Raw genomic sequence first — 10836 nt, 5'->3', positions numbered from 1 at the left:
CAGCATCATGGTAATATGAAAACGGATGATCAGTTCAATCTTATCGGTAATGCTGCATTTTTTATTTTCTGTTTCTGTAAGCTGGGTTGTAAATTCGTTAGCTACTTTAAAACAAATGGTTTGTAACAATTCGCTTTTACTGCCAATATGATTATACAGGCTGGGGGCCTCCACACCAACAGCATCTGCCAAATCCCTCATAGATGCTGCATTAAATCCTTTTGTTTTAAAAAGAGCAGAGGATTTTTTTATGATGACATCTTTTTTGCTGGTATTTTTACCCAACTTAATTTTAGACATTATTTGTTTTTAACAAAACTAACGCATATTAGTTTTTGTAACTTCTTTTTTATATATTTTTGGCAGGTATAAATTACTAATTTTGCCACGGGAAAAACTTAAACTATGCAATTACAGGCTGTAGATACGGTGGATACTATTTCTGCCGCAGATTTTAAGAATAAATATTATAACACCATGCGTCCCGTGGTTATAAAAAACCTTTCGAAAGAATGGCCGGCGTATAAAAAGTGGAGCTGGGATTATTTTATTGATATGGTGGGGGATAAAGAAGTGGGTGTTTATAATAATGTAAAAAGCGATGCTTACACACCTATTAATACTGCTGATGCTTACATGAAGTTTGGGGAGTATCTTAAAAAAGTAAAAGAAGGCCCTTTGGATCTAAGAATTTTCCTTTTCAATATTTTTCAGCATGCGCCGCAGGTAGTGAGCGATTTTAAATGGCCTGAAGATTTAATGAAAGGCTTTGTTAAAAAATATCCCATGCTTTTTGTTGGTGGGCAGGGTTCGGTTACTCACATACATTTTGATATAGACATGAGCCATATTTTGCACACTCAATTTATAGGTAAGAAAAAAGTATTGTTGTTTCCTTACGAAGAGCAGTACAAGCTTTACCGCAAACCCTGGGAAGTATTAAGCCTTGCAAATTTTGCCAATTACAGCAAAGATTTTGATTATGAAAATTTTCCGGCAGTTAAACTGGCAAAAGGTTACGAAGTGATACTGGAGCATGGCGATACACTGTTTATGCCCGCCGGCTATTTTCATCATATGGAGTATATTGAAGGAGGTTTTGCAATGAGCCTGAGGGCTTTACAGAGCGGTATTGGCGGTAAACTTACCGGCCTTTGGAAACTTTTTGGTATGAGAAATATTGATACCTTAATGAAAAAAACCGCACCAAAGTGGTGGTATAACCGCAAAAGACGGCAACTGTTTAGCCTGGCCAACCAGGAATTAATAGCTGCCGGAAAAATTTAATAAAATAAATTAACTAAGTACAAAAAAATCCTTACTTTTACATCCTGCTCAGGTTATTTAATCCACTCCAATCTTATTTAAAGCTTTACGGAATTTTGTATTGTACAAAACCGATTATTATCCAATTACATTCAATTTTTTAGAAAAAATCAACTGTTTAATAAAACATAACAATATTATTATACCTTTTTTTCTTGTGGTTTCAGAGGTAAGCAAGGCCGGAGATTTTTATCTCTGGCCGTTTTTTTTCAACCATAAAATTATTCCACAGCTGCATTTAAAAAATCAAGCATCGGTTTCATTGCTTTAAATGTATTAGCCACTTCTTTTACAAATGTTTTGCTTTGCACTTCCGTATCGGTAAATGGTTTGGACACAATAAAACTCTTTTGTTTTAAATATTGAATGGCGGGGTTATCTTCTTCGTAGCCTTTTGGTGGCCTTACTAACGCTTCTCCTTTTATGCCTTCGGCAAATGTCTTTTTAAATGATTGGTTGCTGATAATTTTTTTCCAGTCATCAAAACTGTAATCAATCTCTTGTCTTATTTTAATCAAGTCTTTAGGTTCGGGCATCCATATACCACCAGCGGCAAAACTTTTGCCCGGTTCAATATGTAGATAATAACCTGCACCATTGCCCTTTTTTCCGTTGCGGTTAAAGTAACCGGCAATATTATTTTTATAAGGGCTTTTGTTTTTACTAAACCGCACATCACGGTTAATACGAAAAGTACATTCTTTTGCTTTTAAAAGTGCAATTGGTTTATCGAATGCCCCTATATCCGTAATAAGTTTTTCTGTAAGTAAAAGAAAATCTTCTTTAGCCAATTCATATTGTTTGCGGTGTGCTTCAAACCAGGGCCTGTTATTATTCTTTTGTAAATCTTTTAAAAATTTTAAAGTAGATAATTGCAGCATAAAATATTATTATTAAAGAGAACAAATTTACATAAAACAAAAAAGGAATCAGCTATAAGCCAATTCCTAATTACAAATTCCTAATTACTTTGTATTTATTTCACCCGGCCCCAGTTCTCGCCGCTTTTAATACGGTATAAAGTCATTTCGCTTACTTTATATTTTGCTGCAATTTGCTTGTAGGTTAATTTTCTTTTTGGATTTTTTATCATTTCCTTAATGGCTTTTACCTGTACAGCATTAAGTTTTAATCCTTCGGTTTGATTAGCCTGTCTTTTTTTATAAGCAATTTTTTCAGGGCTAAATTGCTGGTGGCTGCTTACTTCATCTAATGTTGCCCACTTTAAATTTTTATAACCGTTATCCTTTTTTTTATGGTTTACATGGATAACATACTTGTGTTTTGGCGATGCTTTTTTGCAAAACTGCCTGGCAACTTCACGATGGATGTAAATAGTACCATTGCCTCCATTTACATGAAGGTTAAGTGTACGGTAACCCGATGTGATAGATCCGGTTAATAATTTACCATCTTCTGTAACATTTTCGCTAAAACTGGCAGCACGCCCTAAAGATGAAACCGCATATTTTTTACGAAGTGTTTTGTGCCCGGTGAACTGAATTGGTTTCCAGATTTCACCACTAATTTTTTTAATCATGTGCTATGCTTTTTTAAGAGTTTGATACGGGTATTTGAGCTTACCCGAAAAATTGTTTTTACAAATGAATAAAGTTGACTATAAATATAAAATTTTTTTTGTGATCAGGAGATCATTTTAATAAAATCTTCTTCACTTATTATTTGAACGGTATTTATCTTTTTTGCTTTTTCAAATTTACTGCCGGCATCTTCCCCCACAACAAGGTAATTTAATTTACTGCTAACGGTACCTGCAATTTTGCCGCCATTTTTTTCTACCAACGCCTCTGCATCGCTCCGCTTAAGTTTATTTAAGGTGCCTGTAAATAAAAATGTTTGGCCCGATAAGCTGCCATCTGCGGCTAATACCCCTTTTTCATTTTTAAGATTTATACCCAGTTCTTCCAGCCTTTTTATCAATTTTATGTTTTCTGCATCTGAAAAAAACGCATGAATACTTTTAGCCACTTTTACGCCAACGTCTTCAAGTTGCTGCAATTGCTCTTCGATATAATTAGCAAAATCGTTAAGGTGAGTAACAGCTTTGGCAAGGGTTTTGGCAGTGTTTTCGCCTACATAGCGTATGCCCAGCCCATATATAACCCTGTGCAGTGGCTGCGTTTTACTGGCTTCAATAGCCGCCTGTAAATTGGTTATCGACTTTTCCCCAAAGCCCCCCATTTTTTTTATGTCATCAAATGGCAAAGTATAAACACCGGGCACATCTTTTAAAAAACCCAGTTCGTAAAACTTTCTTACGTTGGCATCGCCAAAACTGCGTATGTCCATGGCATCTTTACTTACAAAATGTATTATTCTTTCTACCACCTGAGCTTCACAATTAATGTTAGTGCAGCGCCATACTGCTTCATCTTCGGTTTTAAATAAAACATGGGAGCATACCGGGCATATGGTGGGAAAAATAATTTTTTGCTCATTACCATTTCTCAACTCAGTAAAAGATTTCACAATTTGTGGAATAACATCACCAGCCCGTTCAATTAAAATGGTATCACCCAGCATTAAATCTTTCTCTTTAATGTACTCCTCATTATGGATAGAAATGCTGCTAACCGTTACGCCACCCACCTGAACAGATTCTAATTTTGCTACAGGTGTAACAGCACCGGTACGCCCCACCTGAAACTCCACACCCAATAATTTACTGGTGGCCTGCCGGGCTTTAAATTTAAAAGCAATAGCCCAGCGGGGATGATGGGAGGTCATGCCCAACCTTTCCTGTAACAGCAAATCGTTTATTTTGATAACCATACCATCAATTTCATAAGGCAGATTATCTCTTTTATTTTCAAATTCTTCTACATATTGTATTACACCGGCAATGCCCTGCACTACTTTCATTTCTTTTTTCGGGCTTCTAAAACCTAAGTTCCACAACATTTCCAGCATACCGCTGTGGGTTGTGGGTTGTGGGTTGTTAGTTGTTAGTTCACTGTCTGTGTTTTTTCTGTTAGCTGTCAACTTTAAACTGTCAACAATATAACTAACGTGGTATAAAAAAGCTTCTAAATTTCTTTTGCCCACTTCTGCAGTATCTTTTATACGCAAACTTCCGGCGGCTGCATTACGTGGGTTTGCCAATGGCGGAATACCTTCTTCAATTAATTTATCGTTGTAAGCTTTAAAATTATTTTTATTCATCAGCACTTCACCACGAATTTCAATTTGCTGAATACCAAACTCACTGAATTTTGCAGAAAGCGGTACCGATTTTATTTGTTTGGTGTTGAGGGTAATTTCGTCTCCCACTACACCATCGCCTCTTGTAGCACCTCTTGTAAAAAAATCATTTTCATAAATAAGAGAGATGCTGGCACCATCAAACTTTGGCTCCACACAATATTCAATTGTATCAAGGCCACTCAGTTCTTTTGCTTTTCTGTCCCAGTCCAGCAGGTCGGCTTCGTTATAACTGTTTTCTAAGCTAAGCATGGGTACTAAATGCTGCACCTTAGCAAAATCTTTTACCAACCCAGCGCCTACCCGTTGTGTTGGCGAATCTTTAGTAACTGCTGATGGATTTTCTTTTTCAAATTTTTCTAACTGTTTATAAAGGGTATCGTATTCAAAATCGCTGATAAGCGGATCGTTTTGTACATAATAACGGTACTCATGAAAACGGAGTATATCTTTTAATTGTTCAATTGTCAATTGCTTATTGCCAATTGCCAATTTTGTTTTTTCCTGCAGTTGTTTTGTTTGCTCAGTATTGTACATGATAAAAATTGTTCAGCCCCAAAGATAAAAATTGCAGCAGGTTAATTAATAACAATTTTATAAAAAAATTTTAATGCCTTTAAACGCTTATTTATTTGTGCGGTTTTAATGGTAAACTTGTTTTATCTACCTTCATACAATAAAATAAAGCTCATGCAAAAAGTATTCCTGTTATTTACATGCTTATTTACTTTAAGTGTGCAATTATTTTCTCAAAATGAAGAAAACATTGTAACAAAATATAACCCTCATAATTTATTCTCTCCATTATTTTACCCCTCAGGCGGCACCATCAGCAGGGCCGCAACCGGTGAGCCCAATGTAGGCTACTGGCAAAACAAAGCCGATTATCAAATTACTGCTTCTTTAAATGATGTAACCAATCAAATAAGCGGCAGTGTAATTATTACTTATAAAAATAACAGTCCACATGCGTTACCTTTTTTATGGTTACAATTGGAACAAAATTTATTTAATAAAGAAAGCCGTGGTCAGGCACGTATGCCAGTGGGTAGCCGCAGCCGGTATGGCGACAGTAAGAGTGATTTTAACGGAGGAGATAAAATTACTAATGTAAAATATGAAGACGGCACCACAGCAGATTATATTATAACCGACACCCGCATGCAAATTCGTTTACCAAAAGCAATGAAACCCGGCGGTGATGTTATAAAAATAAAAATGGATTTTTCTTTTACATTGCCGGAGTATGGTGCCGACCGCTGCGGCATTTTAAAAACAAAGCAGGGTAATATTTTTACGGTGGCGCAATGGTACCCCAAAATGTGTGTGTTTGATGATGTACGTGGATGGAACACCGACCCTTACCTTGGCCCAAGCGAATTTTATTTAGAGTACGGCGATTTTGATATTGCCATTACAGCACCGGCAAGCCATATTGTGGTTTGCAGCGGCGAGTTGCAAAATGCTGCAGAAGTATTAACACCCACACAAATTACAAGATTAGATGAAGCAAAAAAAAGTGATAAAACGGTAATGATACAAACAGAAAAAGAAGTAGGCAAGGCATCATCGAGACCGGCAGCAACCACATTAACTTGGAAATATAAGATCACCAATTCAAGAGATGTGGCTTGGGCATCATCAAAAAGTTTTATTTGGGATGCCGCTAAAATAAATTTACCCAGTGGCAAATCATGTTTGGCTATGAGTGTGTACCCCGCCGGGAGTAATGGTACAAAAGCATGGGGCAGATCAACAGAATATATAAAAGGCAGTATTGAAAATTACAGTAAGCGCTGGTACGAATATCCCTACCCGGTTGCAACAAATGTTGCCAGTAATGTTGGCGGTATGGAATATCCCGGTATTGTTTTTTGCGGCAGCACAGCAACTACCGAAGGTTTGTTTGGTGTTACCGATCATGAGTTTGGGCACACCTGGTTTCCTATGATTGTAGGCAGCAACGAAAGAAGGTATGGCTGGATGGACGAAGGGTTTAACACATTCATTAATTCGCTGGCAGATGATGATTTTAATAGTGGCGAATATAAAAACCCACCCACAAAAATGGATGGTATGGCCGCTTATATGTTTGGCGAAAAAACCGAACCTGTACTATTAACACCCGATGCAATGAAGGAAGCCAATATTGGCATTGCATTATATTTTAAACCCGGCTACGGGCTGCAGTTATTGCGTAACGAAATACTGGGTGCCGACCGTTTTGATTATGCTTTTAGAACGTACATTAACCGCTGGGCATTTAAACATCCCACACCGTGGGATTTTTTTAGAACAATGGAAAATGCCGCTGGAGAAGATTTAAGCTGGTTTTGGAAAGAGTGGTTTTTAGAAAATTACCGGCTCGATCAGGCTATTGTTTCGGTAAAATACGATAAAGACATTGCGGCTAACGGCGCTGTTGTTACCATTGCTAATTTAGATGAAATGGCTATGCCGGTAAATATAAGTTACCAAACTAAAAGCGGCGTAAAAGGAACGTTGAAATTGCCTGTTGAAATTTGGAACAACACCGCAGTGTTTAAAGTTAAATTACCCACTACCGAAGAATTGATAGACGTAACAATTGACGAAGCCAAAGTTTTTCCGGATATGAATTTTGCAAACAATAGCTGGAAAAGCGATGACCTTAAGTAAAAAGCGGGAGTGAATTATCTGATGGGTTAACAATAGAAATAATTTTGCAGCTGGTTTTAAATGACCGGCATTGATATAATAATTTATATTTACAAAAAACACTTATGAATCTATACAAAATTTTACTTTCATTTTGTTTTGTATTTATTGCAGCAACAGTCGCAGCTCAAAAAACTCCTTCTGCCGATTCATCTGATAATAAAATTTTTACTAAAGTTGATACAGAGGCAGGCTTCCCCGACGGAGATATGGGATGGAGAAAATACCTTGAAAAAAATTTGAATGTAAATACTCCGGCGGAAAATGGTGCACCATCAGGAAAATATGCTGTGGCTGTTAAGTTTATTGTAGATAAAAATGGTAATTTATCAGAGGTAAAAGCATTAACCAACCTGGGTTATGGATTGGAAAAAGAAGTGATACGCATTATACAAAAATCGGGTACCTGGCAACCTGCAATGCAAGATGGCAAGGCGGTAGATGCTTACAGGATACAACCGGTAACTTTTTTGGTAGAGGAAAATGGTTTTAAAATTAATACCAAAGTGCCTTATACATTTTTTACAGGTATGGATAATATAATTACAATTGAAGCAGGTAAGGTTAAACCACAAAATTTAAATGTAACTGTATCGCAGGGAACTATTACTGCTACAGACGATGGAAAATTTATTGTGAAGGTAACTAAGCCGGGCCGGGTAATAATTGAAGTAACCAACGCTAAAAAAAGTGATAAAACACTTGGCACTGCCATTTTTGATGTTAAGCCACTTTCGGAGTTTTCGAAAAATTAAAATCAATACTATTCAATGCGTTTCTATCCATGCGCCTAAAATTTCTCCATCTTTTTCTTCCACATAAATATGTTCATCCAAAGTGGTAGAAACAGAAAAGCCAATATAATCCACACTAACCGGAAAAGTTTTGTGCGTACGCTCTACCAATGCCAGCGTTTGTATTTTTTTTGGATACTGCTCCAGCAAAGGTTTTAAAGCATACAGCATGGTACGGCCACTGTTGGCCACATCATCAATTAATATTATGGCCTTATCATTAAAATCCATGGCGGTGCTTAACGTAACGGCAGCAGGTTTCTTTTTATCAATGCCCAGTTCAATTACAATTACTTCGCCTTTAAAATTTGCTTTAAGATAACCGCTGATCTTTTTTGCAATAACACTGCCCTGTTCTTTAATGCCAATTAAAATAAGTTGCGGTTCGTTATAATTGCGTTCTGCAATTTCCAACGCCATACGCCGCAATTTTTTTTCGGCAACGGCAGCGGTTAATATATATTTTTTGTTATCCATTATTACACTAATTAAAAATAAAAATCACATTTCGTTCAACAATTAAAATAAAATTACACGAATTGCACGAATTTTCAGACGCAAATAATTCGTGCAATTCGTGTAATTCGTTTACTTTGTGTATAATCATTGCTTATGGCTATCGTTTTACAAATACTTTTTATTGCCTGCTTAGGTTTTGCTGTTTGGCTTTTTGCAAAAAAAATTATGCAGATACGCCGCAATATTTTATTGGGTAAAGAGGAAGACCTTACCGGTAACAAACCCCTGCGCTGGAAAAATTTATTGCTGCTTGCTTTCGGACAAAAAAAAATGTTTCGCAACCCGCTGGTAGCCGTAATGCATTTTGTAATTTATGCAGGCTTCATCATCATAAATGTGGAAGTGCTTGAAATTATTTTAGATGGCATCCTCGGTACACACCGTTTATTCTTTCCTTTTCTCGGCGGGTTTTATACTTTCTTAATAAACTTTTTTGAGCTACTGGCAGTTGGTGTACTTGCAGTATGTGTTATTTTTTTAGCAAGACGAAATATCATTAAACTAAAACGTTTTATCAGTAAAGATTTAAATGGCTGGCCCCGGAGCGATGCTAATTATATTTTAATAATCGAAATTATTTTAATGACACTGTTCTTAATGATGAATAGTACTGACAGGGCTTTACAAATACAGGGCAGCGAACATTACCACAATACGGGTAATTTTATTTTCTCGGGAATGATAGCGCCAATATTCAGTGGCATGAGCGAAAGCAGTTTAATTATTTTTGAACGCAGTTGCTGGTGGCTGCACGTTATGGGCATTTTAGCTTTTTTAAATTATTTGCCTTACAGTAAACACCTGCATATTATGCTGGCATTCCCAAATGCCTGGTATGCAAAGCTGGATGTACAGGGTAAAATAGATAATATGCAAAATGTACAAAACGAAGTAAAGTACATGATGCAGCCCGAACTTGCACCCACCGGCGATGCGCCACCGCAAAAATTTGGCGCCAAAGATATTTTTGATTTAAGCTGGAAAAATTTATTGGATGCCTACAGCTGTACCGAATGCGGCCGCTGCAGTGCCGCCTGCCCCGCCAACCTTACCGGAAAATTACTGAGCCCACGCAAAATAATGATGGACACCCGTGACCGATTACACGAAGTTGGAAAAAATATAAATACCAACGGCGAATTTAAACCCGACGGTAAACAATTGCTTAACGATTATATTACCACCGAAGAATTGCGTGCCTGCACCACCTGCAATGCCTGTGTGGAAGAATGCCCCGTTTCTATCTCTCCTTTAGATATTATTATAGAACTGCGCCGCTCCCTTATTATGGAAGACAGCAATGCACCGCAGGAATGGAACGCCATGTACAACAGTATAGAAAACAATTTTGCCCCCTGGAAATTTAGCCCCGATGACAGGGATAAATGGGTGGAGGAAGTGAAGTAGGGGTTTGTAATTGGGAATTTGTAATTGGGTTTACGTTTGGGGAGGAATTATTTTTTATACCAGCTTCATATTTTCATGGCATCATCCTTGCGAACTTGTTCTGTTCTTCATTCTTTTTGGTAAAAAGAATGAAGAATCAATCCTTTCAGCGGCATATCATTGGGGAACTTTTATTGCAGCGTAGATATTTATGCTGAAAATAATTGGGGGGAAAATATATTTACAAAACAAATTATTTTATGAAAAACGTAATTTTATTAGACCTCGATGGAGTATTAATAATTACGCCTTCTTGGAAACAAGATTTAATTCATATAGATGGTTATTCAGATTTTAATGAGAAATTGCTAGAAAATTTTAATACACTAATTAAAAATGTCACAGCAGAAATATGGTTAACATCATCCAGAAGGAATAATAAAACATTAAGCGAATTCAATGAAATATTTAAAAATAGAAAAGTTGTAAAAAAGCTTGAAGGCTTTATTCCGCAAGGTACTGGAGGTAAAGAAAGGCTTGCTGAAATAAATGCTTTTTTAGATCATGAGCCAGTTAAAAATTTTTTAATTATCGACGATGATAATTCTTTACAAAATTTAGAAGCAAGAAGAAAGCAATATTGGGTAAAGACTAGTTCTTTAATTGGTTTTGACAGCGAAAGATTAATTGATGCTTTTAGCAAACTTAAAAATTGGACTTGATGCCATGGATATAATTTTCTGTTTAGGCAGCATTTCACAGTTGAGCTTTTATTTTAACATAAGGTAGTTTGTAAACTGCTGAGATAAAGTCTGTACATGTTCGATAAAGATATTTTTGTAAATTTTCATTTATCTAAAACAAATTACACAACAAGAGATTCAGTAATGAT

The 10836-nt window shown here is 36.5% G+C and carries 10 protein-coding genes; 5 read left to right on the top strand and 5 right to left on the bottom strand.

The window, feature by feature from the left end:
* The coding region (locus ACY65O_RS18220; RefSeq protein WP_462222287.1) for a TetR/AcrR family transcriptional regulator at window positions 1–300 on the bottom strand (300 nt) is incomplete at its 3' end.
* A gap of 105 nt (window positions 301–405) precedes the next feature.
* On the opposite strand from ACY65O_RS18220, the gene ACY65O_RS18215 reads away from it, so the two are divergent.
* Window positions 406–1287, top strand: a complete 882-nt coding sequence (locus tag ACY65O_RS18215; RefSeq protein WP_462222286.1) for a cupin-like domain-containing protein — start codon at window positions 406–408, stop codon at window positions 1285–1287.
* Between the two features lie 260 nt (window positions 1288–1547).
* On the opposite strand, the gene ACY65O_RS18210 is transcribed toward ACY65O_RS18215, so the two are convergent.
* From ACY65O_RS18210 to ligA, 3 genes are all read right to left on the bottom strand, one after another.
* Window positions 1548–2207 carry a DUF2461 domain-containing protein gene (locus ACY65O_RS18210; protein WP_462222285.1) on the bottom strand — a complete coding sequence of 220 codons (660 nt, stop codon included), beginning with the start codon at window positions 2205–2207 and terminating at the stop codon, window positions 1548–1550.
* A 95-nt stretch (window positions 2208–2302) separates the two neighbouring features.
* Window positions 2303–2866 carry an NUMOD4 domain-containing protein gene (locus ACY65O_RS18205; RefSeq protein WP_462222284.1) on the bottom strand — a complete coding sequence of 188 codons (564 nt, stop codon included), beginning with the start codon at window positions 2864–2866 and terminating at the stop codon, window positions 2303–2305.
* 104 nt (window positions 2867–2970) lie between these two features.
* A complete protein-coding gene (gene ligA / locus ACY65O_RS18200) occupies window positions 2971–5085 on the bottom strand; it encodes an NAD-dependent DNA ligase LigA (RefSeq protein ID WP_462222283.1) in 2115 nt (704 codons plus the stop codon).
* Window positions 5086–5238: 153 nt separating this feature from the next.
* Between ligA and ACY65O_RS18195 the strand changes: the two genes are divergently transcribed.
* Together ACY65O_RS18195 and ACY65O_RS18190 are read left to right on the top strand one after the other, a co-directional pair.
* Window positions 5239–7206: a M1 family metallopeptidase gene (locus ACY65O_RS18195; protein ID WP_462222282.1), complete on the top strand. Its 1968-nt coding sequence runs from the start codon at window positions 5239–5241 to the stop codon at window positions 7204–7206.
* Between the two features lie 104 nt (window positions 7207–7310).
* Window positions 7311–8000 carry an energy transducer TonB gene (locus ACY65O_RS18190; RefSeq protein WP_462222281.1) on the top strand — a complete coding sequence of 230 codons (690 nt, stop codon included), beginning with the start codon at window positions 7311–7313 and terminating at the stop codon, window positions 7998–8000.
* Window positions 8001–8012: 12 nt separating this feature from the next.
* On the opposite strand, the gene ACY65O_RS18185 is transcribed toward ACY65O_RS18190, so the two are convergent.
* On the bottom strand, window positions 8013–8516 hold the full coding sequence (locus tag ACY65O_RS18185; RefSeq protein WP_462222280.1) for a phosphoribosyltransferase family protein: 504 nt from the start codon (window positions 8514–8516) through the stop codon (window positions 8013–8015).
* A gap of 135 nt (window positions 8517–8651) precedes the next feature.
* Between ACY65O_RS18185 and ACY65O_RS18180 the strand changes: the two genes are divergently transcribed.
* Window positions 8652–9965 (top strand): 4Fe-4S dicluster domain-containing protein, encoded by a 1314-nt coding sequence (locus tag ACY65O_RS18180; RefSeq protein WP_462222279.1) that lies wholly within the window; start codon window positions 8652–8654, stop codon window positions 9963–9965.
* A 239-nt stretch (window positions 9966–10204) separates the two neighbouring features.
* Window positions 10205–10666 carry an HAD domain-containing protein gene (locus ACY65O_RS18175; protein ID WP_462222278.1) on the top strand — a complete coding sequence of 154 codons (462 nt, stop codon included), beginning with the start codon at window positions 10205–10207 and terminating at the stop codon, window positions 10664–10666.
* Window positions 10667–10836 lie beyond the last annotated feature (170 nt).

It is taken from the genome of Ferruginibacter sp. (genome assembly GCF_031430955.1).
Classification (GTDB): Bacteria; Bacteroidota; Bacteroidia; order Chitinophagales; family Chitinophagaceae; genus Ferruginibacter.
Note: the sequence above shows the minus strand (reverse complement) of the source record. Positions and strands in the feature narration are given on the sequence as shown.

Bases quoted from the DNA above. Each gene is read 5' to 3' on its own strand.
- ACY65O_RS18185 (WP_462222280.1), bottom strand. From the start codon at position 8,516: ATGGATAACAAAAAATATATATTAACCGCTGCCGTTGCCGAAAAAAAA.
- ligA (WP_462222283.1), bottom strand. From the start codon at position 5,085: ATGTACAATACTGAGCAAACAAAACAACTGCAGGAAAAAACAAAATTG.
- ACY65O_RS18190 (WP_462222281.1), top strand. From the start codon at position 7,311: ATGAATCTATACAAAATTTTACTTTCATTTTGTTTTGTATTTATTGCA.
- ACY65O_RS18215 (WP_462222286.1), top strand. From the start codon at position 406: ATGCAATTACAGGCTGTAGATACGGTGGATACTATTTCTGCCGCAGAT.
- ACY65O_RS18205 (WP_462222284.1), bottom strand. From the start codon at position 2,866: ATGATTAAAAAAATTAGTGGTGAAATCTGGAAACCAATTCAGTTCACC.
- ACY65O_RS18175 (WP_462222278.1), top strand. From the start codon at position 10,205: ATGAAAAACGTAATTTTATTAGACCTCGATGGAGTATTAATAATTACG.
- ACY65O_RS18210 (WP_462222285.1), bottom strand. From the start codon at position 2,207: ATGCTGCAATTATCTACTTTAAAATTTTTAAAAGATTTACAAAAGAAT.
- ACY65O_RS18195 (WP_462222282.1), top strand. From the start codon at position 5,239: ATGCAAAAAGTATTCCTGTTATTTACATGCTTATTTACTTTAAGTGTG.
- ACY65O_RS18180 (WP_462222279.1), top strand. From the start codon at position 8,652: ATGGCTATCGTTTTACAAATACTTTTTATTGCCTGCTTAGGTTTTGCT.